Raw genomic sequence first — 24478 nt, 5'->3', positions numbered from 1 at the left:
ACTAAAGGGATAATTAGTACTGTGACACCGATGAATATGACCTCTTCAAAAGCTTGTGTGCTGTTGATTTGCTTTCTAGTTAATATTTATAGCTCAAATGGACTTGCAAACGAGTCAGTTGAATATTTTGAAAACTATGCAGGATCTCATTCTGTAGAAGAAACGCTGAAACACTTAGATCAATTCAATATCGAAACAAGCATTTTAGCTAGTGAAGATAAAGCCAAGTTGTATTTTTTATACGGTCAACTGTATGAGAAAAACCGGCAGCTTGATTTAGCAATTAGCAGTTATGATAACAGTATCAATTTGGTTAACACATTGGCAATATCTGATACCTTAATTGACAGCCATCTTGAACGCTCTTTTGCGCTCTACCTGCAAACAAATGACCCTGCTATTTACTGCGTCGATCGCTATAAAGCGCTTGAATATGCAAGACAGCAAAATAATACCGAGCTATTAACCAAAACATTGACCCAAAATGCATTTTGTTATGAAGGAGCAAATACCATACATATAGGCATTGCTTTACTGGATGAAGCGATGGATATTGTCGATAAAAGTGAAAAGCTAAATGCTAATAGAAAAGCGTTAATTTATAACGCCACAGGTAGCCTTTATCGTAATGTCGGCTTGCATCAGCGTAGCTATGACAATTTTGAAAAAGCTTATCAAACCTGGGCAACCATTAATGATAAACAAGACATGTTTAATATGTTGCACAACATGTTAAGTCAAAGTATTAAGCTAGGTCATTGGCCTGAAGCAAAAAACAGTGTAGAAGCACAATTTGAACTCGCTAAATCAAACCTGGAATTCAAAGATTTTACTTTTTTCGCGCACTTAAATGCAGGACGAGTAGCACTGGGTATGAATGATTATCCAAAAGCGATAGCAAACCTAAAAAATGCCATTCAATTACGTCACACTACCCAAGAGCAATATTTTGTCACTAGTGGTTATCTATTTCTTGCAATCGCTTACATGCGTAATGGACAGACTGCAGAAGCTGATGAGATGGCGACGCTATTTAAACAGGATCAGGACTTCAGAACAGACAAACAACAGATGACACTTAAAGCGGATGCAATTATTGCATTTGCAAACCAAGATTACTTAACTTCAGTCAATTTACTGTTTCAATTAATTGATGATGAACGTAAAAACAACCTCAACATGTTAAATCCAGAAGTCATCAACTCGGCGTTAAATCACCATGCCAAAGTCGCTGAGTTTGAAAATATTCTCCTCGCCAACAAACTGGCTATTAATGAGCTAAAGCTTACCGCCATTCAAGATAAAGAAAGAATTAATGAGCTTAGACTAACCATCGTGGCTTTATTAACTATTACACTGGGCTTGTTTCTAGTTTTTGCACTAAACACTTACAAAAAACGTTCACAAACAGACTTTTTAACAAAAATTGCCAATCGAGGATTTACATTTATAAAAGGGGAGCAGTTAATCAAACGTGCGATAAAATTGCAGCAACCTGCCTCAGTGATCATTTTTGATATAGATAATTTTAAGGAAATCAATGACAAATACGGCCATCACATTGGTGACTTAGCGATTAAAGCACTCGCACAAAGAGCGCAAACTTGTATTAAAAAGCAAGATCTCGTAGGCCGTATCGGGGGAGAAGAGTTTTTAATCGTATTGCCAAAAACCAGTGAACAAGGTGCTTGGGCTATTTCAGAACGCCTTAGAAACAGCATTGCCGAAAAAGACTTCATCTTTGATGGCATTACAGTAAACTTTACTATTAGTTTAGGTCTTGCTGAATTACATTCATCAACCTCCTCACTTCAAGAATTAATGATAGAAGCAGATAAAGCCCTATATCAAGCAAAGTTTTCGGGTAAAAACAAAGTCTACCTAGCAAGGCAATGTGCTTAACAAAGCACAACTACATTTCGATTAAGCAGCCCTTAAGACGAATGTAAAAGTGCAATTGAACTAAATTGCCGCATAGTTTAGCCATCAGATCTGTTAAACTCTGTTGCAAAAGCTCATAAATGGAACGCGCATGTTAGGCACATTATCAAAACTCAACACTTCACTTAACTCAGCGGATGAAGTGCAATATCAATTACCTGTGGGTGACTCACTTATTGCACTAAATCCCCTAATCGGTAAATCACTGACGTTAACGCATACTGGTAATATTTTTTGTTGTAATTGTGGCAAGAAAACTAAAAAAAGTTATTCCCAGGGCCACTGTTATGTTTGTATGCAAAAACTGGCTAGTTGCGACATGTGCATCATGAAGCCCGAAACATGCCATTTTGACCAAGGTACTTGCCGTGAGCCAGAATGGGCGCAAAGCCATTGTTTTGTGCCCCATTATGTCTATTTATCAAATACCTCAGGGATAAAAGTCGGCATTACTCGTCACAACCAAATACCGACACGTTGGATTGATCAGGGTGCCACCCAAGGATTGCCTATTTTTAAAGTGTCGACCCGTAAAATGTCAGGGTTAATTGAGATAGAATTAGCAAAATTCATCAATGACAAAACCCATTGGCAGGCCATGCTTAAGGGTCATAATGATGATATTGATTTAGTGTCTCAAGCGGCTGAGTTAATACCTTTAATCGCTGATAAATTACAACAAATAGCCGCTGAACATAGCGATATAATTATTGAGCGATTAGACGCTAACATTCAAGCAATTCAATACCCTATTGAGCAATTTCCACTAAAAGTAAAATCACATAACTTTGATAAAGTGGCAGAAGTAACAGGTATATTACAGGGTATTAAAGGGCAATATTTGATATTTGATACTGGGGTGATAAATATCCGTAAATTTAGCTCATACGAAGTTGAAGTCAGTAACCCGTAGTATGTTGTCTGTTGTCTGTTGTCTGCTAAGAAAAAACATCAATTTTAACAACTAAAAACACAAAAAAAGCCCTAGAACATTGTCTAGGGCTTTTTTATTACGTTTCAGCTAGTCATAGGATTAGCGTTAACAAATACTCGATATTAGAACTTCACGTTAGCACGAACGAAGAAATAACGACCTAACACATCATAAGTGTAAGGGTCGGTATTTGAATCGTTGTTACCAGTGAAATATGGAGGCTCTTCATCAAAAATGTTATTCACACCAGCTGACATGCGAACAGTGTTTGTCACGTCATAAGAACCTGATAAATCGTGGTAAACAATGCTGCTTACAGTAGGTGCATAACACTTAGTGGTGTCAGCTTTACATGCAAAGGAGTCCATACCATCGATATAACGCGCTTCATAAGTTGCGCTCCAATCATCACCAGTTGCTGTGATGTTAAAGTTTGACTTAAACTTAGCGTAAGCACCGACACCGCCAGTGATATAACCACGGTAATCAACAGCTTTACCATCTGGATCAAACTCTTCATATGAAGAAAGAATTGAAGAGTCTAAACCCGCTTTCCAGCTTAAATCTAACGCATCAAACACATAAGCTACGTTAATGTCATAACCTGAAGTATTGGTTGCGCCAATGTTTTGTAAACCATTGTCAAACTTGATACGACCAGTGCTGTCAAGTTCAATATTTGAAGACTGACATAGTGCAGTACCGGTATTGATTTTGTTACCACCGGCATCTAAACACTGGTTAGCCACATAGTTAGAGTCAACAGCGGTAATGGTGTTAGTTATCGCAATATCGAAATAATCAACAGTGAACGATAAACCTTCAACATAGCTTGGAGAGTAAACCAAACCAAGAGTGGTGATATCAGCTTCTTCTGGAGTCAGTAATTCATTACCACCTACAGTCACTTCAGCTTGAGTTTGGTCAGTTGATGGGTGAACAATTTGATTAAACGATGGAGACTTGCCACCAAATAACTCACTTACTGTTGGCGCACGGAATGCTGTAGAACGACCACCACGAACCATTAAGTCATCATATAAGCGCCAAGTTAAGCCTAGCTTCCAAGTTGTATCATCACCAAAAGTGCTGTAGTCAAAGTAACGCACTGCTGCGCTCATATCAACCTGCTGTGCCATTGGTAAGTCAGCTAACAATGGAATCGCTAATTCAGCATAAAGCTCATCAACACTGAATTCACCAGCGGTAGCTTCAACACGTGGGTCGTTAGCTAAGCCCTGAGCCGTTAATGAGTCAGGCGTATAATGCGCAGACTCTTTACGGTTCTCATAACCTGCTGCAAAACCTAATTCACCCGCAGGTAAATCCATGATTGCACCAGATAAAGTAGCCGCTGCGATATCTAATTCACTGCCACCGCTGTTTACTTCGGTGTAAATAAATGGGGCAATACTTGCGCCTTCCCAAGAAGACTGAGTAAATGGGTCGAATGTTTTTGCAGTAACTGCATCATTAATAGAACCAATGTTATGCAGGTTAGCTAAAGTATCAACTGAGTCGTTCTTACCTTTGTTGTAAGAAGCATCCCATGCCCAACCATTGTCGAACTCGCCTTCTAAACCAACAACAATACGCACTGTATCTACAGTTTGGCTAAAGTCACGAGAACCTGACTCAACCATGCGACGACCATAGCTGACTGCCTCACCTTCTTGAACTTTACCAATAAGTTCTTTATTCATCCACGATGAATCATAAACCCAAGGATCTTTACTCCAAATTGGCTGTGGCGCCATTTGTTGTTCAGATGAGCGCTTAGTGTACATAGCTTCAGTAAAGAACATGATGCTGTCAGATAGCTCGTAGGTACCCGAGAAGCTTAAGTTTAAACGCTCCATAGGGGTTGATAAGAAACTGTCTTTAGCGTAGTTGTAAGCATCTGCTGAGCTATAGTCATGATACTCACCACCACGACCACTTAGATTTGCTTCAGTGTTGTTTTCGTCAAAATAAGCAAACTTAGGCTTACCTTTGCCGTCATTAATATATTGGCCATAGAAGCCTGAATCACCGATTGCATAATCACCTTCTGCACCAGTAGGTGTAATACCGAAGTTACTATCACCCCAGATATGCCCACCTTGTGCATAAGAACTGCCGCCACAATAAAGTGTTTTCGCGCCTGCAGCACCTTTTTCAGCAATTGGACACTCAGAGAAACCACGGTCAGCCTGGCTTGCTTCACCACGTTTGGTGTACTGAGCATTTAAAACTAAATTTCCTTTGTCAAATGTGTTACCTAAAGTAAAGTCGATGCTTGTTTCATCAGCATCACCTTGTGCAGATAAACCTGTTTGAGCATTCATTTCAAAGCCGTCGAAATCACGCTTTAAAATAACGTTCACAACACCCGCAATAGCATCGGTACCGTAGACAGCTGAAGCGCCATCTTTTAATACTTCGACACGTTGGATCATTGAAACTGGAATCGTGTTTAAATCGACCGTTGAAGCTGCGCCAGTACCTGATGCGATCATACGACGACCGTTCACCAGTACTAGAGTACGGTTTGACCCTAAACCACGTAGGTTCATTGATGCATTACCACCAGAACCATTGTTAACCGCAGCGTTAGTCATTGCGCCGCCTGACGATGTCATTTTTTGCAAAACATCATCAATTGAAGTCGCGCCAGATGAAAGAATAGCAGACGCATCGATAACACTGACTGGGCTGGCTGTTTCCATGTCGGTACGTTTAATACGTGAACCGGTAACAGCAATACGCTCAACTTTTTGAGCCTGTTCTTCTGCTGCAATAGCAGAAGCTGAAAATACACTGACAGATGCAACACTTGTTGCTGCAACTGCTAATAAACTACTACGAATAGCTTTCGCAGTTAATGAAACTGAACTCATAATAAAACTCCCTGCAACTTAGTTTTAAAAACATCAAGTTGTTATATTTTTTATAATGCAATTAGCCAAGTGCTAATTACAGGGCAGCATTATTAATAAATAAAAAACCATTAGTCAACAACGTCAACATATCAAACACAATAGGGGTGACAATTTATCCATATAGATAATACAAAACCCAAGACGCTGATTTTAATGCAGAAAAAATATACCCGCAATTAATTTAAATGAAAATAAAACAAAATGATTTAAAATAATAAACAAATGAAAAACATAAAAAACCATAGTAATTAACAGGGAAACAATATAAAAACAAATGCATCAATAACTACACAATTCAAGTGATTGTTAAATAGACTGAATTAATGAAATAAATACATAAACTGATAGGTAATTACTTTTTTATTGCCAACATTGTGATAAAACTCACTTTAATAAGGTTGTTATTAAAAGTTTATCTATTGAAAATATTGTATATAAAATACACTCAAATAAATTAACATTATTAGTTTGCTAAATTCGTTAACAATTCCACTGCTTATATAACTGCTTATATAACAGCTTGTATCGTGACAATTCTTTACCCTTAGGTAATCTTCATGCAAACAACAAGCTAAAAATACAATTAATAAGCTAGTAAAATACGATATTTTTACTGCTATAAAATACTAAATGTAATGACTTCGGTAACAGTACAATGGATAGCGTTAATAGGTTAAACTCAAATTTAGGGCAATAAAAAAGGCGCCTAGGCGCCTTCTCATTTCTTAGCAAAGATTAACGAGTGCGTGGGCACACTTGATCAGCGCTAAAGAAGTAAGCAATTTCACGAGCTGCTGATTCAAGTGCATCAGAACCGTGAACTGCGTTTTCATCTATGCTAGCAGCATAGTCGCCACGTAGCGTGCCACGAGCAGCTTCAGCTGGGTTAGTCGCACCCATGATTTCACGGTTAGCTAGAACAGCGTTTTCGCCTTCTAACACTTGAACCATTACTGGACCAGAAGTCATGAAAGAAACTAAAGCACCAAAGAAAGGACGTGCGCTATGTTCAGCGTAGAATCCTTCAGCTTGTTCTTTAGATAAATGAACCATTTTAGAAGCAACGATCTTAAGACCTGCTGATTCAAAACGATTATAAATAGCACCGATGTGGTTGTTAGCAACTGCATCTGGTTTGATTATAGAAAATGTGCGTTCGATCGCCATAACTAGCTTCCTTAATGTGAGCAAGTTTATAAAATTCGCGCGGATTATACGTAATTTAATATTGTATGCATAGCATAAGTGGTGTTTTAGGTGAAAATTGCTTCTTTACGGACGCATTTTTAACCATACAGCGGCGATAACCAGGCGTGAATATCTAGTGGTAAAAACTAGCGGTATTAATCGAACACAAAAAAGGCAATAACCCTCTAGGTTATTGCCTTTTTTAATACGGCTAAAATAGTCAATGACTGGCCTAGCCTTCACTGACCATATTAACGGTATATTTAGGGATATCAATCACCATGTCACATGCAACCACTTTAGCCTGGCAAGATAAACGGCTCTCAGGCTCTAGTCCCCAAGCTTTGTCTAACATGTCATCCTCAAGCTCATCACTTGCTTCAAGTTGATTAAAACCTTCACGCACAACCACATGACATGTAGTACATGCACATGACTTTTCGCAAGCATGCTCAATATGAATACCATTGCGTAAAGCTACGTTTAAAATAGTCTCACCGACTTCAGCTTCAAGCACTGCCCCATCAGGACATAACTCACTATGGGGTAAAAAAAACTAATTGTGGCATGTTCTCACCTATATATTGTCGACAGAACGGCCCTTAAACGCCGCTTTTATCGAGTTATCCATACGTCTTGCCGCAAAATCTTGGGTTTGGGCATCTAAATCGTTGATGGCTTTTTCAATCGCATCAACATCATCTTTTTCTGCGGTAGCAGCTAATAACTCAATAGCAGTTTGTAGCTGTAAACGCACATTGGCTTCGAGTAAATCACCGTCTTTTTGTAATGCAGCATTTAACGATTCAATAACTCTAGCAGCTTCAACTTTTTGTTCTGCAAGCATACGGCGAGTAATATCCTCTTTAGCATGCTTCATAGAATCTTTAAGCATTGTAGCAATTTCTGTATCAGATAAACCAAATGATGGCTTAACCTGAATGCTGGTTTTTACTCCGCTAGACTTTTCCATTGCGGTGACATTCAGCAAGCCATCGGCATCGACTTGAAATGTCACTCGAATATGCGCAGCACCTGCGGCTAAAGCAGGAATACCTTGCAAGGTAAAACGCGCTAAAGAGCGGCAATCATCAACTAATTCACGTTCGCCCTGCACGACATGAAATGCCATAGCAGTCTGACCATCTTTAAAGGTGGTAAACTCTTGAGCTCGCGCAACAGGAATGGTGGTATTACGGGTAACCACTTTCTCTACCAGGCCGCCCATGGTTTCAATGCCTAGGGATAACGGAATAACATCTAACAATAATAAGTCTGACTCAGGCTTGTTACCGACTAAAATGTCAGCTTGAATTGCGGCGCCAATAGCGACAACTCGATCAGGATCGATTGAGGTTAACGGTGTTTTATTAAAAAAAGCTTCAACCTGCTCACGCACCAAGGGCACACGTGTAGAACCGCCAACCATAACGGTTTCAATCACTTCATCGGTAGTCACACCCGCATCACGTAATGTGCGGCGACAACTACCAATAGTTTTTTTAACTAACGCAGCAATTAAAGTGTCAAATTCAGCTTTAGTAACAATTAAATCAAGTTGTTTATCATGGTACGACAAATTCGCGGTCACGTTTTGATTATCTGTTAGCGCTTCTTTGACTCGACGAGCTTCAATCAATAATCGACGAGACTCTTGTGCTGTCAATGTGGTTAATTGCCAGGATTGCTTAAAGTGTTCAACTAAAAGATGATCAAAATCATCACCACCTAATGCAGAATCACCACCGGTAGCGAGTACTTCAAATACACCACGATTTAAGCGCAGAATAGAGATATCGAATGTGCCGCCACCTAAATCATATATGGCAATCACACCTTCTTGTTTAGAGTCTAAACCGTAAGCGATAGCGGCTGCTGTAGGTTCATTAAGTAAACGCAGTACCTTTACCCCTAACAGCTCTGCGGCATCTTTGGTCCCTTGACGTTGCGCATCGTCAAAATAAGCCGGAACAGTAATCACTACGCCCTGTAATTCACCGCCTAAGGTTTTTTCAGCACGTTTTATCAAGGGTTTTAAAATTTCAGCGGACACTTGAATAGGATTAACTTTAGCTTGCTGAGTAACAAACACAGGTAACCCATTCTCGCTTGCCTCAAACTGATAAGCATGCTGAGCATCGCGATTTTGAATATCTTGTAGGCTGCGGCCCATAAAGCGCTTAACCGACACAATAGTATTTTGTGGGTCAATCGCGGACTGTGCTTGAGCCTCACGGCCCACTAAAATAGTATCTTTACCGTAATGAACCACAGATGGCAAAGAGTGCTGACCTTGCTCATCGAGTAATGTGCTTGCTTGGCCGCTTCTGACTGCCGCGACCAGTGAATTAGTGGTACCTAGATCAATACCGACAGCTAAGCGATGTTGATGCGGCGCGGCGCTTTGTCCAGGTTCTGCAATTTGCAACAGTGCCATAGTGTTCCAACTTTGTTGTAGATAAGCCACAGGGCTTATCAAAAAAATTACCGGGCGAAGTCGATAAGTGACAGCTTGTAATCTAAGGAAAAATATTGCCCTAGCTTAATCAAGCAATGCATCTTCGATACGTGCGAGTTCATCGTGTAATTTTGCCATAAATTTTAATTTACGAATTTGATCTGCCACTTGCTTATTATCATTCTCATCAGCTTTTATTAGCTGCTGGCTCAATAAAGAGAACAAAGACTTTTCATAATTTGCAAAAGAATCGTATAAGGTGTCAATAATACCATTTGGATCAGCTGAGTCGTTGATGTCTTCTAACATCTCTCGCCATTCCATTTGCTGCATTAAAAAACCCGTATCTTTAATGGTCGTCGTTTCATGACTTAGCTCAATGCCGCGCAAGCTTAACATGTGCTCTGCACGTCTGAGTGGACTTTTTAGGGTTTGATAACCATCATTGACTTGCGCAGTACGCTGAACAGACAATAGTTTTTGCTGTTCAGTATCATTGGCAAACTTATCGGGGTGCACCGCCCGTTGCAGATCGCGGTAGCGCTCTGCAAGTGTAGCGGTGTCAATATCGAAGGATAGAGCGAGGTCAAACAATTCGAAGTAATTCATTTAATAACATTCATACTTGCATGTTTAAAACACAGTGAAGTGATCATTTACACGGTAAAGCTTTCACCGCAACCACACTCACCTTTGGCGTTAGGATTATTAAATTGGAACCCCTCATTGAGGCCCTCTTTAATAAAGTCTAACTCGATGCCCTGCAAATAGATAAAGCTTTTGGCGTCGATGATGATATTAACACCATCAATAGTGTATAACTCATCATCGTCATTAAGCTCATCTACAAACTCAAGCACATAAGCCATTCCTGAACAGCCAGATGTTCTCAACCCAAGGCGTAAGCCGAGGCCATTTCCGCGATTAGCAAGAAATGATCTTACTCTGTCAGCCGCAGCTGGGGTCATTGAAATTGCCATCTTTAACTCCAGGTATTACTTAGACTGCTTCGACTTGTACTCTTCAATTGCCGCTTTGATAGCATCTTCTGCTAAAATAGAGCAATGAATTTTCACTGGTGGTAACGCTAATTCAGCTGCAATATCAGCATTTTTGATGCTTCCAGCCTGGTCAACCGTTTTACCTTTAACCCACTCTGTTACCAGCGAGCTAGAAGCAATTGCACTACCACAACCGTAGGTTTTGAATTTAGCATCTTCAATAATGCCCTCGGCATTAATTTTAAGTTGCAGCTTCATCACGTCACCACAAGCTGGCGCGCCAACCATACCGGTTACTACTGAAGGGTCGTTCTTGTCAAATGAACCCACGTTACGTGGATTTTCATAATGGTCGATTACTTTTTCGCTATAAGCCATGATACTGCTCCAAAATCTCTGTCATTTATCAGTTGGTATTAATTGGTGAGATAACCCAATTAGTGATGTGCCCATTGAACTTGGTTCAAATCGATACCATCTTTAAACATCTCCCAAAGTGGAGACATTTCACGTAACTTATCGATAGACTCAGTGATTACATTAATTGCATGATCAATTTCTTCATCGGTAGTAAAACGACCAATAGAGAAACGAATTGAACTGTGCGCCATTTCATCATTTAAGCCCAGTGCACGAAGCACATAGCTAGGCTCTAAACTTGCGGATGTACAAGCTGAACCGGACGAAACCGCTAAATCTTTTAGTGCCATCATTAACGATTCACCTTCAACAAAGTTGAAGCTAACGTTAAAAATACCACAGAAGCCTTGCTCAGCATCGCCATTGATATAGGTTTCTTCAATGTGATTAATGCCAGCCCAAAGCTTGTCACGTAGACGACGAATGCGCGCTGTATCTTCTTGCATGTCTTGCTTTGCAATAACAGACGCTTCACCTAATCCTACAATTTGGTGAGTTGCTAATGTACCACTTCGCATACCACGTTCATGGCCGCCACCGTGCATTTGAGACTCTAAACGGATACGAGGTTTACGGCGAACGTACAACGCACCGATACCTTTAGGCCCATACATTTTATGGCCTGATATTGAAATCAAATCCACTTTTGTTTGCTGTACATCAAGCGGTATTTTACCTGCACTTTGTGCTGCATCCATGTGGAAGAAAATACCTTTAGCACGACAAAGTTCACCGATTGCGTTGATATCTTGTATCACGCCGATTTCATTATTAATGTGCATAATGCTGACAAGAATAGTGTCATCGCGCATTGCAGCCTCAAGACGAGTCAAAGGAATTATCCCATTGGCTTCAGGCTCTAAATAAGTGACTTCATAGCCTTCACGTTCTAACTGGCGACACGTGTCTAACGTTGCTTTATGCTCAGTTTTACTGGTAATAATATGCTTACCCTTCTTATGATAGAAGTGAGCAATACCTTTAATCGCAAGGTTAGATGACTCTGTTGCACCCGATGTGAATACGATTTCACGATGGTCAGCATTAATCAGATCAGCAACTTGATTACGGGCAATATCGATTGCCTCTTCAGCTTGCCAACCATAACGATGAGATCGAGATGCTGGATTACCAAACACTCCGTCCATAGTCATATGTTGAACCATTTTCTCTGCGACACGCTTATCGACAGGGGTTGTTGCGGCATAATCTAGATAGATAGGAAGTTTCATAACACACTCCGTACTTAGTAGTCTCAGTTGAGTCTACATACAACGTACAAATAATAATTATATTTAAATCAACACTGTGTTTAATAACTACCAGTTATAAAACACGGTGTTCCTTCTGGATTTTATCTTGCTTAATAGAGATAAATTGCACGTCTCTTTTGTTCATCAGACCAGCAAGTGAAATACCATTTAAAAACTCTGAAATTTGTTTGCTTAAATCACCCCATAGAGAGTGGGTAAGACAGCGGGTGCCACTTTGGCAATTCCCTTGTCCTTGGCAGCGAGTGGCATCAACAGATTCATCAACTGCATGGACAACCATGCCAACGGAAATGGCATCAGCCTCTAGGCCTAAACGGTATCCGCCACCGGGTCCGCGTACACTTGACACCAGACCGTGCTTTCTTAACTTAGCAAACAGTTGTTCAAGGTAAGACAACGAAATGCCCTGCCTTTCAGATATATCTGCTAAAGGAACAGGCCCTGTTCCAGAATGAATCGCAACATCCAGCATAGCTGTGACTGCGTAGCGACCTTTTGATGTAAGTTTCATAACTTGCTACTGCTCCCAAAAAGTATGCAGCAATTTCATCATACCCGAGTAATTTAGTCAAGTATTAATCCTACTAATTTACTCAGGTATTAAAGTAAGGAAGTGTTAAAACAGCTTGATTTCAGCCGAGGTATTTAACCTTTTTATAGCTTAAAATTCAATGCCAATAGGGGGATTTATTCCTCTATTGGCATTATTTTTTAATCACGATAGGCATTTAACACTTTTTAAGCTTTATATTAACTACAGCTTATCAAGTCTACTTATATGCTTGGATCAAACTCTGTCAATTCACGTTTTCGGTTTTTGGCGGCCGCTTTTTCGGCTTCGTCAAAGTCACCTACATTCAATTGAGGTAACTTTTCAGTGCACACTTCTCCACCCATAGTTTGAACGGCTTGACAAAGTTCCTGTACTTTAGAATCCATTAGATGCATATGATCAAGCATCTGGCCAATCGCATTGGCGACAGGGTCAGGATTGTCCGGCGACACGGCATATGCATCAAAGCCATATTTTTTAGCCATCTCAGTACGACGTTCAGCTTTTTCTTTTGACTGCGTGCTTGGTGAAGAGACAACTCTTCCCGGAATACCCACAACAGTATTGTCGGCCTCAACATCTTTAACCACCACTGAGTTAGAGCCGACTCGAGCACCATCATGCATGGTAATTGGACCTAATATTTTAGCCCCAGCACCAATGACCACATTATTACCTAATGTAGGGTGACGTTTACCCGCCTGCCAGGTTGTTCCACCGAGAGTAACCGAATGATATAAAGTACAATCGTCACCAATTTCAGCCGTTTCACCGATCACCACACCCATGCCATGATCAATAAAAAAACGTCTCCCTAAGGTCGCTCCTGGGTGAATTTCAACCCCGGTTAGCCAGCGGGAAAACGTCGACAAGCAACGCGCAGTTAACCGCCAATTGCCTCGCCAAAACTTATGACTAATCCTATGTAACCAAATTGCATGCATGCCAGGATAATTGAGTAAAATTTCAATCGTGCTGTTTGCTGCAGGATCACGGTGATAAATAGATTCTATATCTTCTTTTAATCTTGATCTCACGCCCATGTGAACTCCCTTATCACCACTATTTTTTATCTATCTTTTTATCTATCGAGGTTAAAATACCCCGTAAAATATTCATTTCTTGCGCTTCAATTCGAGCACGGCTGTATAAACGGCGAAGTTTGGTCATCACATTACCGGGATGGTTCTTAATAACAAAGCCAGTCTCTGATAAGGTAGATTCTAAATGTACAAAGAAACGTTCTAAATCTTCAGCCAGAGGATATTCCTCCTCTGGAGCAGGCTGCTCACCCAAAGCTAAATGCGCCACACGAGTTTCATAGCAAATAATCTGTACGGCTTGGGCTAAATTTAATGAACTGTATTCTGGGTTAGCAGGGATAAACACATGATAATTACACTTTTGTAATTCTTCATTACTAAGCCCATGATTCTCACGTCCAAATACAATGGCAACCGGGCCTTTAATACTTTCAAGCGATAATTTTTCGCCAGCTTGGCGTGGGTCAAGCATTGGCCAATCTAATGTACGGCTACGTGCACTTGTCGCAATAACTAAGCTACAACCAGCAATAGCCTCATCCAATGAGTCAACTGTGGTGAGATTTTTTAAAATATCAGATGCACCTGCCGCCAGTGCAATAGATTGGCCATCAGGCTCTACTCTTGGCTCAGCAAGGTATAAATTAGATAAACCCATGGTTTTCATTGCACGGGCGGTCGAACCAATGTTTCCAGGGTGAGACGTGCCCACAAGCACAACACGAATATTACTTAACATGACACCACTTTAATTCAAAAAATATTGACCATATGTTACCACAAGCCCTGTTTATAACGTTATATGAAAATCTGCATTTGATATAACTATTGAATAAGGTATAATGCGGCCGCTGTTTTATTCGTTCTTTAAAATCCAGGGGATTGCTATGCATCCGATGATGACTATTGCCACGCGCGCTGCCCGCGCTGCTGGCCAAACAATTATGCGCGCCTATACTGAACTCGACCGTGTTGAGGTAAGTACCAAAGGAATTAATGACTTTGTTACGAGTGTAGACAAGGAAGCAGAAGCAACTATTACATATCAGATTCGTAAATCTTACCCTGATCACACGATCATTGGTGAAGAAGACGGTGAAAACCGTGGCGAAAGTAAAGATTATGTCTGGATAGTAGATCCTTTGGATGGCACCAACAATTTCGTTCGTGGTATTCCTCATTTTGCTGTTTCAATTGCCCTTCAATATAAAGGCGTGACAGAAGTCGCGGTTATTTATGATCCTGTTCGTGAAGAGCTGTTCTCAGCTGTTCGTGGTAAAGGCGCAAAAGTTAACGACTTCCGCATGCGTGTTACCAGTGTCGGTGAATTGGACAGTACCATTATAGGTACAGGTTTCCCATTCAAAGCTCGTCAGCATACTGAAACCTATATGAAAATTTTAGCAGATGTATTTCCGCAATGTGCAGATCTGCGTCGTACAGGTTCAGCAGCTTTAGATTTAGCTTATGTTGCAGCAGGCCGTTTAGACGGATTTTTCGAAATTGGTTTAAAACCTTGGGACATAGCTGCTGGCGACCTAATTTGTCGTGAAGCTGGCGGTACGGTTACTGATTTCACTGGCGGTCATAATTACCTGATTTCGGGTAACATTGTTGCTGGCACTCCAAAAGTAACCACTCAATTAGTTAAAATTATGCGTCCTTTACTTAATGAAGCGTTAAAGCGTTAGTTATCGACTGCGAGTAATAATAGAAACGATTGCTCGCACTCGTCAAAATAGTCGCTAAAATATTGAAACCGCTAATTTAATTAGCGGTTTTTTTGTGTCTGTGATTAAGATCGCTGGGCAAGCGGCTTACTTTACGGAATAATACCATCAAGATTTCACTACAAAATAACAGAGATAACATGCACAGAATCAAACATGCCAGCATACAATCTTTAAAATCGATCGAATATGTCGTTCTTTTCATTATTGCTTTGGCCACTACTTTTGCTATTGGCGAAGAGATAATGCATATGTTCGCCATTAGAACAGTCGAGCTTGCCGATCTGTTATTATTATTTATCTATCTTGAAGTCTTGGCCATGGTGGTCAATTACATCGAGTCAGGTAAGTTACCTATCCGTATGCCGCTGTATATTGCCATTGTTGCCTTAGCACGATACCTTATTTTAGATATGAAAGGCATGGATGACTGGCGTATTTTAGCTATATCATTTTCAACCATACTGTTAGCAGCTACGGTAATCGTGATCCGCTGGGGACAATTAAAAATGCCTTATCCCAGAAATCAAGACTACGACAATTAACGTTAAGTCACTTAACACTAAAACGCCAAGCATTTTGTTTGGCGTTTTTGTTTTTAATAACCGTTTGGTATTGCTTAAAAAAGCCAATATGCTAAAACTAAAGAATCGAACCCACTTAAGGAGAAATAAAAATGGACCAAGAGCCGACAGGTTTTGATGAAAAACGTACTTCATTGCGCGTAGATATGGAAGCAGAGCGGATCAAGTTACATTGGATTAATAAAGCTGGTGAAAGTAATGAAGATGATGGTGTTTGTATTGACTTGGCTCGCAAAGGCGTATTATTTGATTACCGTCAGGCTTTTGAATTGGGGCAATTAATCGCACTCACATTTAATCCCGGTAGCGATAAACAAAATACCATTAAGGGGCAGGTATGTCGCTGTAGTCAAAGTTCACCGCACAGCTATCACATTGCGTTGCAATTACTTTAACAACGACCTTCCAGTCGTGTTCCATTAGAGCAAAGTGTTATAGGTATTTACCCAGAGTGAAAAACATGTTCTATACTCAAATTATTAAGTTACATAGATGACACTTATATTGTTAAGAAACCACAATGGGAGAAGAGTATGATACTGCTCGTAGGCGGTGAAAAAAGGAGGCAGTGGCAAAAGCTGTTTAGCACAGAACCTTGCCGTTTATATTACTCAAAAATTCGCTGCTAATGTGTTGATGGTAGATTGTGACCCACAACGTACCACATCCGATTGGATCCAGGCTCGTAATACAGATCCCAGCCTTGCACCCATTAACTGTATTCAACTCTACGGTAAGATTCGTAATGATTTACTCAGTTTAGATGAGCGCTTTGACTACGTCATTGTTGATTGTGGTGGCCAAGATAACCTTGCTATGCGCGCAGCCATGTCCGTGGCAACTTATGTGGTCATTCCCTTAAGACCAAAACGTCGTGACTTAAAAACCCTTCCCCATATGGAAGATATGTTAAGCACCTGTAAAATGGTCAATCCTAAGATGGTAGCAGCAATTGTAATGACCCAGTGCCCTTCTTTACCGACCCAGTTTAAACGTATTTTAGAAGCCAAAGAAGTTGTCGAATCATTTAACCTTCGCGCTTTAAACTCAGTTACTTTTAGCCGTAATATTTATGACGATAGTGAAGAAAGCGGCTCATCGGTTATGGAAATAGAGCCAGATGGTAAAGCTGCAATTGAAATCCGTGCAATTGCTGATGAATTATTTGCTATACCACCAGAAAATAGTTATGAGTTTAACTGACCTTAAGCGTAAAAAGCCGAAGCAAAAGAAAAAGTCTGTTTCGGTTGACGACTTTATCGAAGATGCCAATAACTATGCGTTGGGCAAACAGACTGTTGTGGGTGAAAATCCACAGATGCAACAATCGACTCAAGCATTTTTAAGTGGCCTAGATAAAAAAAGTGTCAAAATTTATCGACATGCAACTTTTACACTCACAGAGAGAAGCATTACCCAATTAGACAAACTGTCTAAAAATAATAATGTGGCTAAATCAAAACTGCTGCGTATCCTAATTGACGATTTTTATCATTTATCAACAACAGATCAACAAAAGCAGTTAAAGTAATATTGAAACTCCCTGTAGGATACTATTTTAGCGTATAATCTTGATCTATCATTTGATTATCGGCCTTACTTTTATTATGACTCAGCAAAATAATCCGCTTCACGGCATTAAATTAGAAACAATCATTACTTATTTAGTCGACAAGTATGGCTGGGAAGATTTAGCCCTTCGGATCAACATTCGCTGTTTTAAAGACAATCCTAGTGTTAAATCCAGTTTAACCTTTTTACGTAAAACCCCATGGGCGCGCGATAAGGTCGAATATCTATATTTAAGGTGTAATAAGCTGCCATTGCCGATAAAAAAAGAGCAAGAGGCTCCTTCAAGATCATCGACCCAAAAATCAACTCATAAAAAAATCACCACAAAGGTAAAGCCTGTTGCTTCGCCTGATAACACTTGTGATGATAAACCTGTAAATGCAAATATATGGGGTAAGTAAGCTCAGCTTGGAATAATTAAGTCTTTGTAGAAAGGGTTACAACGGAAATTCGAAAATAAGTCGCCACACCTGTAGCCCACCCCCAACCTGATAACTCACACCTAGCCGATCTATTTTTAAGCCATCCCAGCCAAAGACATCATAACCTATCGGTTTAGAGAACTTCAAAGTCGCACCCACTTCATAGGTGTGATTAGTGACAACATCAGCACCAACAGGATTCACAAAGGTTAGGTTGTCGAAGAACCAGCGCCCGGCGAAGAATAACCTAGGCTCAACCTCAATATCCTCCCAAAGCCAGCTCGTTCCCAAGCCAAAATCCAGACCACTTTGTAAAACAGAATAACTCTCGGCACTATCATTTAAACTGCTGCGATAGCCAGCAAAATACAGTCGATTTACCCAGGTAGGAGAATAAGCAGGTATATCAATTTGATAAAGTGATGATATACCAAATGACATGATCCCAACGTTACTTTCATTTGAAAAATTATAGCCATAACCCATATCTAAATAGCTTTCGAGCGTCAATTGTTCATCAACAAACCAATGGTACTCAACTCCAGGTGTGAAAGTTATGGTACCGACGCTTTTGGGTAATTGCCCGCCAGGTAAATCATTAAATGAATAGTCGAAAAAACCCAAGGATATAGGTAAGCGTAACTTAACTAAATGATCTTCAGCTTGGTCGATAGCAAATGAAATAGGTATATTTGCTACAGCAGCACTTTGACCTGATGTGCGATAAATACCACTGCCAAGATAGTTTGCAAAAGCATAGTGTGAGGCATCTGGAGAGGATATAGGTGCTTCAGGTATATCCTGTGCGGCTGACATAGCAGAGTATTGCAAAGCCGTAACAGTCGTGATGACTTTGCAATATTTTGCCATATTTGAATAATATGGCAACTTGACTAAAACTTGATTAGTCTTGCTTATCATTGAAATGATGTTCAGACATCATATGTCCAAGCTCGGTGGATTTGGTCTTTAAGTAGCCTTCATTGTAACGATTTTTGCCTACTTGTAATGGCACTCTTTCAACGACTTCAATGCCTTCATTTTCCATCGCTTTTACTTTACGAGGATTATTGGTCATTAATCTGACTTTAGATACATTGATTTGCTCAAGCATAGGCTTAATCATATCGTATTGACGCATATCAGCTGCAAATCCTAAACGTTCATTAGCTTCGACAGTATTAGCTCCGCCATCTTGTAGTTCATAAGCTCGAATTTTATTTAACAAGCCAATTCCACGCCCTTCTTGACGTAGGTATAAGATAAAGCCTTGACCCTGCTCGGCAATATTCTGCATCGCGGTTTGTAACTGAAAACCACAATCACAGCGCAAACTAAATAACGCATCGCCGGTTAAACATTCCGAATGAATACGCCCTAAAATTGCTGAGTCGGCATTTAACTCACCGAAAGTTAATGCAACATGCTCTTTGCCAGTTTCAGTATCTTCAAAACCGTGCATAGCAAATATACCCCAAGGGGTAGGTAATTTAGAGGTAGCGATATATTTTATCGACATGAAATAGACCTTACAACAACACTCATTCCCTGAGACCTAATATGAGACCGTATTTCCTGAGACTTACTTGCCTAAGAATGGTCGTTGACGACATCACCTATAGCTGCAATCAACTACACAAAAAATTGAAACTGTATCAGAATTTGCTAGGGGCAAAACCCGTCACTGTCTTAATGCCCATTTCACGACCTAATGCAGTCATAGGGTGAACAACCACTAAGCCTTTCACAGACTTTTTTAATTGCCCCATGTCCGCTTGCTCGACTTTGGTTAGCTCTCGTTTGAAAGTTAAACCCTTCACTTCACTGCCTTCTTTATTAAGCTCGCGAGTTTGTTGGCCTTTAACGTTAGCAATACGTTTAGTCATTGCGGTGATTTCTTTTTTGAACTGCAAAATAATAGCTGCGTCACCGCGCTGTTCAGCCGCCGCTAATTTACGACGAAACGTATCTAATTTACCATTAAGAGTTTGCAGTTCTTGCTTTAAATTCATTACTTTACCTTTAAACTATTCAGACAATTACAATAAGGATTGAATAGACGCTATTCAATATAAAACCACATCATAATTTAAGGAGGGAATTATATACCCAAACCTTGCTAATTTGCGAAAAAAAATCACAGGTATGTGAATAATTTCAACAGAAAATATCAAGTGATAGTGGCTTCAAGGCTTACTTTACCGTTATGCTGATTTTAATAATCACATAACGGCGAGTTTAATCATGTCGCAAGATCTCTTTAGCGCGGTTCAAATCACACCGCAAACAATACTTAAAAACCGTTTTGTCAAAGCCGCCATGGAAGAAAACTTAGCCAATAATCAACAACTACCCGATGAAAAGCTGTTTCGGTTATACCAACAATGGGCCCAAGGCGGCGTTGGGTTAATTATTACTGGTAATGTCATGATAGACAGAATGGCCATGACAGGCCCTGGGGGGGTTACCCTTGAGCATGACACGCCCTTAGCACCCTTTATCCAATGGGCAAATATAGCCAAAGCTAATAATACTAAAGTGTGGATGCAATTAAATCACCCAGGTAGGCAAGTCTTTAAAGCCTTGGGCGGTAAAAGTATTGCTCCTTCAGCCATCAGCTTAGACCTAGGTAAGCATTCCAATTTATTTTCAATACCTCAGGCAATGATTGAAGATGAAATACAAGATGTGATTAAACGGTTTGGCCAAAGTGCTTATCAAGCTCAGTTGGCTGGCTTTGATGGCGTAGAAATCCATGCCGCTCATGGTTATTTGTTAGCGCAATTTTTATCTCCGTTAACCAATCAACGCACTGACGAATGGGGTGGAAGTTTACTCAATCGCGCTAAGTTATTAATTGAAGTAATAAAACAAGTAAGGCAATCCTGTGGTAATGATTTTGATGTGGCAGTAAAGCTTAATTCTGCAGATTTTCAACGGGGTGGTTTTGATATTGATGATGCAGAGCAAGTCATTAACTGGTTAGCAGAGTATAACGTAAACCTAGTAGAGTTATCGGGCGGAAGTTATGAAGCTCCTGCAATGCAGGGGCGAAGTGCGGATGACAGAACATTAGCACGCGAAGCCTATTTCTTAAGTTTTACAGAGTTACTGGTTAAACGCTCACCTATTCCGTTAATGTTAACCGGTGGTATTCAAAGGCTACCCATTGCGCAAAAAGTCATTGATGCAGGTTTTAGTATATGCGGTCTAGCAACAGCCCTTGCTTATCAGCCTGACATTATCAATAGGTGGCAAACCAATCCGGAGATGTCTGTTGCCATTAAACAAATAAGTTGGGAAAATAAAACCTTCGCAGCACTTGCTACAATGGCGATAATTAAGCGTCAATTACGTCGAATGAGTCGAGGCAACAAGCCAAAAATGAACGATTTTCCACTGTGGAGTTTAGTATTGGATCAAATTAAAACTAAACGCAGAACGGCTAAATATAAGAAATATTTACAGGCTTACTATTTAGCTACAAAAAATCAACTTTAGCCACCTTAGTTAACTGATACAATTGACGCAAGTTAATGCATTAAACCTTTAACCTGATTTTTGCCAATATTATGCTGATTTAAGAGAAGCCTCATCTAAATCAGCACATAATAAGTGGCGCTTAAACTTCGTTTTACAACTAAAAAACGTAACAAAATTACACTAGCAACTTATCTGTGAAGTGGATCACGACAAAAGCGCTAAAAAAAAGGTAATTTTACAACATAAATTTAATAGGTATTACACAAAGAATGGTTAACTAAAACTGATTTATTTAACTATTTTTTAAAGGAAGTCATTATGACAGTCACCAACACAGAGCAACTTAACCAATTAGTCGACAGAGTGGCTTACGCGCAAAAAGAATATGCCAATTTTAGCCAACAACAAGTCGATAAAATATTTAGAGCCGCTGCACTTGCCGCCTCAGATTCACGTATTTTGTTAGCGAAAATGGCGGCAACTGAAACTCAAATGGGCTTGCTTGAAGATAAAGTCATTAAAAACCATTTCGCCTCTGAATACATTTATAATAAGTATAAAGATGATAAAACCTGTGGCATCATTGCAGAAGATATCACCTTCGGCACTATTACTATTGCCGAACCCGTTGGGATAATCTGTGGCATTGTGCCAACAACCAACCCAACCTCTACCGCAATATTTAAAGCGCTTATTAGCCTTAAAACTCGCAATGGTATTATTTTCTCACCTCACCCGCGTGCGAAACAATCGACCACAACAGCGGCTAGAATTGTGTTAAATGCAGCCATTGCCGCTGGAGCCCCCAAAGACATTATTGGTTGGATTGATGAGCCTTCAGTTGCATTATCTAATCAACTAATGACCCATGAAAAAATTAATCTCATTTTAGCCACTGGTGGCCCTGGCATGGTAAAAGCTGCCTATTCATCTGGCAAACCTGCTATCGGTGTAGGAGCAGGTAATACACCGATTGTGATTGATGAAACCGCAGATATAAAACGTGCTGTTAGTTCTATATTAATGTCTAAAACCTTTGACTACGGTGTGGTATGTGCATCAGAGCAAGCAGTCATTGTGGTCGATAGCATCTATGACCAAGTCAAAGAACGTTTTGCCTCTCACGGCGGGTATATGTTGTCAGTGGCTGAAACCCTATTGATGCAAGATGTTATTCTAAAAAATGGCAATTTAAACGCTGATATTGTTGGCCAAAGCGCGGAAAAAATTGCGGCAATGGCAGGAATAAAAGTACCAAGCTGGACCAAAGTATTAATAGGTGAAGTTACTGAAATTAGTGATACAGAAGCTTTTGCCCATGAAAAACTATCCCCCCTATTAGGTATGTACCGTGCTGTAGATTTTAATGATGCCATGGATAAAGCAGAGGCGCTGGTCACCCTAGGCGGTATTGGCCATACATCAGGTTTATATACAGACCAAGACAGCCAAAGCGATCGCGTGAAAACATTTGGTTTTAGAATGAAAACAGCACGAATTCTGATCAACACTCCTGCATCTCAAGGCGGGATTGGTGACTTATATAACTTTAAACTCGCACCTTCACTGACTTTGGGATGTGGTTCTTGGGGCGGTAACTCTATCTCAGAAAACGTCGGACCAAGTCATTTAATTAATAAGAAAATAGTCGCAAAAAGGGCAGAAAAATATGTTGTGGCATAAACTTCCTTCATCAATTTATTTCCGCCGTGGCTGCTTACCGATTGCACTTGAAGAGTTAGAAACTAAGAAACGCGCGCTTATCATCACAGATAAATACTTATTCAATAACGGTTACTGCGATGAAACTATTAAGATTCTTAAAGCCCAAGGACTAGAAACTGAAGTATTCTATGAAGTAGAAGCCGATCCGACACTGGCGATAGTAAAACAAGGTGCTAAAGTAGCGCAAAGCTTTCAACCTGATGTCATCATAGCCTTAGGCGGTGGTTCACCTATGGATGCCGCGAAAATCATTTGGGTATTGTATGAACATCCTGATGTCGATTTCGCCGATTTAGCACTGCGCTTTATGGATATTCGTAAACGTATTTATAAATTCCCTAAACTTGGCGTCAAAGCACAAATGGTCGCTATCCCTACTACCTCTGGTACAGGCTCAGAAGTGACACCATTTGCAGTAGTGACTGACGAAGTGACTGGCATGAAATACCCAATTGCAGATTATCAACTCACGCCCAACATGGCCATTGTTGACCCTAATCTTGTGATGAATATGCCAAAATCACTAACTGCGTATGGCGGAATTGACGCGATTACTCACGCGCTTGAAGCATACGTCAGTGTGATGGCTAACGAGTTCAGTGATGGCCAGGCCCTTCAAGCATTAGACTTACTATGCGAACATCTTCCAGCAGCCTATGAGCTAGGTGCAAACGCACCGGTTGCAAGAGAGAAAGTGCATAATGGTGCAACCATTGCAGGTATTGCCTTTGCCAATGCATTTTTAGGTATCTGCCACTCAATGGCGCATAAACTCGGGGCAGAGTTCCACCTAGCCCATGGCTTAGCCAATGCTTTATTAATCAGTAATGTTATTCGTTTCAACGCTACTGACATGCCGACTAAACAGGCCTCATTCAGTCAGTATGACCGTCCTAAAGCACTATGCCGTTATGCTGCTATTGCAGAGCATCTCAAACTTGATGGTGTCACGAAAGCAAAAACGGATAAGCAAAAAGTTGATCTGTTAATTGCTAAAATTGATCAACTTAAATCAGTTATCGGCATACCGGTATCTATTCAAGCTGCCGGAGTCAACGAAGCTGACTTTTTAGCTAAATTGGATGAGTTAGCTGAGCATGCATTTGATGATCAGTGTACCGGGGCAAATCCACGTTTCCCGTTAATTAGTGAACTTAAACAAGTCTTGCTAGACAGCTTTTATGGCACCCCATACCAAGATAAATAGCACAGGATATAATAAGAAGTAT

At 40.3% G+C, this 24478-nt stretch carries 21 protein-coding genes and 3 pseudogenes; 10 read left to right on the top strand and 14 right to left on the bottom strand.

What is annotated here, in order from left to right; genetic code table 11:
* Positions 1 to 30 precede the first annotated feature (30 nt).
* Positions 31 to 1902: a diguanylate cyclase gene (locus tag ACRWQM_RS06920; protein WP_434931991.1), complete on the top strand. Its 1872-nt coding sequence runs from the start codon at positions 31 to 33 to the stop codon at positions 1900 to 1902.
* A gap of 130 nt (positions 1903 to 2032) precedes the next feature.
* A complete protein-coding gene (locus ACRWQM_RS06915) occupies positions 2033 to 2854 on the top strand; it encodes a DUF2797 domain-containing protein (RefSeq protein WP_434926457.1) in 822 nt (273 codons plus the stop codon).
* 143 nt (positions 2855 to 2997) lie between these two features.
* Here the strand turns inward: ACRWQM_RS06915 and ACRWQM_RS06910 are convergent, their stop codons facing one another.
* The 11 genes and pseudogenes from ACRWQM_RS06910 to trmJ all read right to left on the bottom strand — a co-directional run bounded on the left by ACRWQM_RS06910 (position 2998) and on the right by trmJ (position 14472).
* A complete protein-coding gene (locus ACRWQM_RS06910) occupies positions 2998 to 5754 on the bottom strand; it encodes a TonB-dependent receptor (RefSeq protein ID WP_434931672.1) in 2757 nt (918 codons plus the stop codon).
* 777 nt (positions 5755 to 6531) lie between these two features.
* Complete coding sequence (gene ndk, locus ACRWQM_RS06905; protein WP_226415046.1) at positions 6532 to 6963, bottom strand: nucleoside-diphosphate kinase; 432 nt, start codon at positions 6961 to 6963, stop codon at positions 6532 to 6534.
* Positions 6964 to 7216: 253 nt separating this feature from the next.
* Positions 7217 to 7553 (bottom strand): annotated as a pseudogene (fdx, locus tag ACRWQM_RS06900) (ISC system 2Fe-2S type ferredoxin).
* 8 nt (positions 7554 to 7561) lie between these two features.
* Positions 7562 to 9421, bottom strand: coding sequence for a Fe-S protein assembly chaperone HscA (gene hscA, locus ACRWQM_RS06895; protein WP_434931671.1), 1860 nt, complete (start codon positions 9419 to 9421; stop codon positions 7562 to 7564).
* Positions 9422 to 9526: 105 nt separating this feature from the next.
* Positions 9527 to 10051 carry a co-chaperone HscB gene (hscB, locus tag ACRWQM_RS06890; protein WP_434931670.1) on the bottom strand — a complete coding sequence of 175 codons (525 nt, stop codon included), beginning with the start codon at positions 10049 to 10051 and terminating at the stop codon, positions 9527 to 9529.
* Between the two features lie 47 nt (positions 10052 to 10098).
* Complete coding sequence (gene iscA, locus ACRWQM_RS06885) at positions 10099 to 10422, bottom strand: iron-sulfur cluster assembly protein IscA (RefSeq protein ID WP_434926461.1); 324 nt, start codon at positions 10420 to 10422, stop codon at positions 10099 to 10101.
* 15 nt (positions 10423 to 10437) lie between these two features.
* Positions 10438 to 10821, bottom strand: a complete 384-nt coding sequence (gene iscU, locus ACRWQM_RS06880; RefSeq protein ID WP_434931669.1) for a Fe-S cluster assembly scaffold IscU — start codon at positions 10819 to 10821, stop codon at positions 10438 to 10440.
* Between the two features lie 59 nt (positions 10822 to 10880).
* Positions 10881 to 12095, bottom strand: a complete 1215-nt coding sequence (locus tag ACRWQM_RS06875; protein WP_226415034.1) for an IscS subfamily cysteine desulfurase — start codon at positions 12093 to 12095, stop codon at positions 10881 to 10883.
* Between the two features lie 94 nt (positions 12096 to 12189).
* Positions 12190 to 12648 (bottom strand): Fe-S cluster assembly transcriptional regulator IscR, encoded by a 459-nt coding sequence (gene iscR, locus ACRWQM_RS06870; protein ID WP_226415032.1) that lies wholly within the window; start codon positions 12646 to 12648, stop codon positions 12190 to 12192.
* 263 nt (positions 12649 to 12911) lie between these two features.
* A complete protein-coding gene (gene cysE, locus ACRWQM_RS06865) occupies positions 12912 to 13733 on the bottom strand; it encodes a serine O-acetyltransferase (RefSeq protein WP_434931668.1) in 822 nt (273 codons plus the stop codon).
* Positions 13734 to 13752: 19 nt separating this feature from the next.
* The gene (trmJ, locus tag ACRWQM_RS06860) at positions 13753 to 14472 is read right to left on the bottom strand and encodes a tRNA (cytosine(32)/uridine(32)-2'-O)-methyltransferase TrmJ (protein WP_434926462.1); all 720 of its coding nucleotides are present in this window, start codon (positions 14470 to 14472) and stop codon (positions 13753 to 13755) included.
* Positions 14473 to 14620: 148 nt separating this feature from the next.
* Here trmJ and suhB point away from each other — a divergent pair, with 148 nt between their 5' ends.
* From suhB to ACRWQM_RS06830, 6 genes and pseudogenes are all read left to right on the top strand, one after another.
* Complete coding sequence (gene suhB / locus ACRWQM_RS06855) at positions 14621 to 15424, top strand: inositol-1-monophosphatase (protein WP_226415026.1); 804 nt, start codon at positions 14621 to 14623, stop codon at positions 15422 to 15424.
* A 179-nt stretch (positions 15425 to 15603) separates the two neighbouring features.
* On the top strand, positions 15604 to 16008 hold the full coding sequence (locus ACRWQM_RS06850; protein WP_434926463.1) for a phosphate-starvation-inducible protein PsiE: 405 nt from the start codon (positions 15604 to 15606) through the stop codon (positions 16006 to 16008).
* A 131-nt stretch (positions 16009 to 16139) separates the two neighbouring features.
* Complete coding sequence (locus tag ACRWQM_RS06845; protein WP_434926464.1) at positions 16140 to 16442, top strand: PilZ domain-containing protein; 303 nt, start codon at positions 16140 to 16142, stop codon at positions 16440 to 16442.
* Positions 16443 to 16580: 138 nt separating this feature from the next.
* Positions 16581 to 17250 (top strand): annotated as a pseudogene (locus tag ACRWQM_RS06840) (AAA family ATPase).
* Positions 17237 to 17578: a replication protein RepA gene (locus ACRWQM_RS06835; protein WP_434926465.1), complete on the top strand. Its 342-nt coding sequence runs from the start codon at positions 17237 to 17239 to the stop codon at positions 17576 to 17578. The pseudogene ACRWQM_RS06840 and the gene ACRWQM_RS06835 overlap by 14 nt, the downstream one beginning before the upstream one ends.
* A 76-nt stretch (positions 17579 to 17654) precedes the next feature.
* Positions 17655 to 18020: a VF530 family DNA-binding protein gene (locus tag ACRWQM_RS06830; protein WP_434931667.1), complete on the top strand. Its 366-nt coding sequence runs from the start codon at positions 17655 to 17657 to the stop codon at positions 18018 to 18020.
* Between the two features lie 36 nt (positions 18021 to 18056).
* Here ACRWQM_RS06830 and ACRWQM_RS06825 read toward each other — a convergent pair whose 3' ends face one another.
* From ACRWQM_RS06825 to ACRWQM_RS06815, 3 genes are all read right to left on the bottom strand, one after another.
* Positions 18057 to 18911, bottom strand: coding sequence for a hypothetical protein (locus ACRWQM_RS06825; protein WP_434931666.1), 855 nt, complete (start codon positions 18909 to 18911; stop codon positions 18057 to 18059).
* Between the two features lie 34 nt (positions 18912 to 18945).
* Positions 18946 to 19560: a GTP cyclohydrolase II gene (gene ribA, locus ACRWQM_RS06820; protein ID WP_434931665.1), complete on the bottom strand. Its 615-nt coding sequence runs from the start codon at positions 19558 to 19560 to the stop codon at positions 18946 to 18948.
* Positions 19561 to 19696: 136 nt separating this feature from the next.
* Positions 19697 to 20053, bottom strand: a complete 357-nt coding sequence (locus tag ACRWQM_RS06815) for a YibL family ribosome-associated protein (protein WP_434926469.1) — start codon at positions 20051 to 20053, stop codon at positions 19697 to 19699.
* 232 nt (positions 20054 to 20285) lie between these two features.
* Between ACRWQM_RS06815 and ACRWQM_RS06810 the strand changes: the two genes are divergently transcribed.
* Positions 20286 to 21542: an NADH:flavin oxidoreductase/NADH oxidase family protein gene (locus ACRWQM_RS06810; protein WP_434931664.1), complete on the top strand. Its 1257-nt coding sequence runs from the start codon at positions 20286 to 20288 to the stop codon at positions 21540 to 21542.
* 300 nt (positions 21543 to 21842) lie between these two features.
* Positions 21843 to 24456 (top strand): annotated as a pseudogene (gene adhE, locus ACRWQM_RS06805) (bifunctional acetaldehyde-CoA/alcohol dehydrogenase).
* Positions 24457 to 24478 lie beyond the last annotated feature (22 nt).

The sequence above is a fragment of the Shewanella sp. HL-SH5 genome, assembly GCF_051163755.1.
GTDB lineage: Bacteria > Pseudomonadota > Gammaproteobacteria > Enterobacterales > Shewanellaceae > Shewanella > Shewanella glacialimarina.
The sequence above is the reverse complement of the archived record's forward strand: the minus strand, read 5'-3'. Positions and strand labels throughout refer to the sequence as shown.

Coding starts and splice junctions, on each gene's coding strand:
- ACRWQM_RS06920 (WP_434931991.1), top strand. CDS start 31: ATGAATATGACCTCTTCAAAAGCTTGTGTGCTGTTGATTTGCTTTCTA.
- ACRWQM_RS06915 (WP_434926457.1), top strand. CDS start 2,033: ATGTTAGGCACATTATCAAAACTCAACACTTCACTTAACTCAGCGGAT.
- ACRWQM_RS06910 (WP_434931672.1), bottom strand. CDS start 5,754: ATGAGTTCAGTTTCATTAACTGCGAAAGCTATTCGTAGTAGTTTATTA.
- ndk (WP_226415046.1), bottom strand. CDS start 6,963: ATGGCGATCGAACGCACATTTTCTATAATCAAACCAGATGCAGTTGCT.
- hscA (WP_434931671.1), bottom strand. CDS start 9,421: ATGGCACTGTTGCAAATTGCAGAACCTGGACAAAGCGCCGCGCCGCAT.
- hscB (WP_434931670.1), bottom strand. CDS start 10,051: ATGAATTACTTCGAATTGTTTGACCTCGCTCTATCCTTCGATATTGAC.
- iscA (WP_434926461.1), bottom strand. CDS start 10,422: ATGGCAATTTCAATGACCCCAGCTGCGGCTGACAGAGTAAGATCATTT.
- iscU (WP_434931669.1), bottom strand. CDS start 10,821: ATGGCTTATAGCGAAAAAGTAATCGACCATTATGAAAATCCACGTAAC.
- ACRWQM_RS06875 (WP_226415034.1), bottom strand. CDS start 12,095: ATGAAACTTCCTATCTATCTAGATTATGCCGCAACAACCCCTGTCGAT.
- iscR (WP_226415032.1), bottom strand. CDS start 12,648: ATGAAACTTACATCAAAAGGTCGCTACGCAGTCACAGCTATGCTGGAT.
- cysE (WP_434931668.1), bottom strand. CDS start 13,733: ATGGGCGTGAGATCAAGATTAAAAGAAGATATAGAATCTATTTATCAC.
- trmJ (WP_434926462.1), bottom strand. CDS start 14,472: ATGTTAAGTAATATTCGTGTTGTGCTTGTGGGCACGTCTCACCCTGGA.
- suhB (WP_226415026.1), top strand. CDS start 14,621: ATGCATCCGATGATGACTATTGCCACGCGCGCTGCCCGCGCTGCTGGC.
- ACRWQM_RS06850 (WP_434926463.1), top strand. CDS start 15,604: ATGCACAGAATCAAACATGCCAGCATACAATCTTTAAAATCGATCGAA.
- ACRWQM_RS06845 (WP_434926464.1), top strand. CDS start 16,140: ATGGACCAAGAGCCGACAGGTTTTGATGAAAAACGTACTTCATTGCGC.
- ACRWQM_RS06835 (WP_434926465.1), top strand. CDS start 17,237: ATGAGTTTAACTGACCTTAAGCGTAAAAAGCCGAAGCAAAAGAAAAAG.
- ACRWQM_RS06830 (WP_434931667.1), top strand. CDS start 17,655: ATGACTCAGCAAAATAATCCGCTTCACGGCATTAAATTAGAAACAATC.
- ACRWQM_RS06825 (WP_434931666.1), bottom strand. CDS start 18,911: ATGGCAAAATATTGCAAAGTCATCACGACTGTTACGGCTTTGCAATAC.
- ribA (WP_434931665.1), bottom strand. CDS start 19,560: ATGTCGATAAAATATATCGCTACCTCTAAATTACCTACCCCTTGGGGT.
- ACRWQM_RS06815 (WP_434926469.1), bottom strand. CDS start 20,053: ATGAATTTAAAGCAAGAACTGCAAACTCTTAATGGTAAATTAGATACG.
- ACRWQM_RS06810 (WP_434931664.1), top strand. CDS start 20,286: ATGTCGCAAGATCTCTTTAGCGCGGTTCAAATCACACCGCAAACAATA.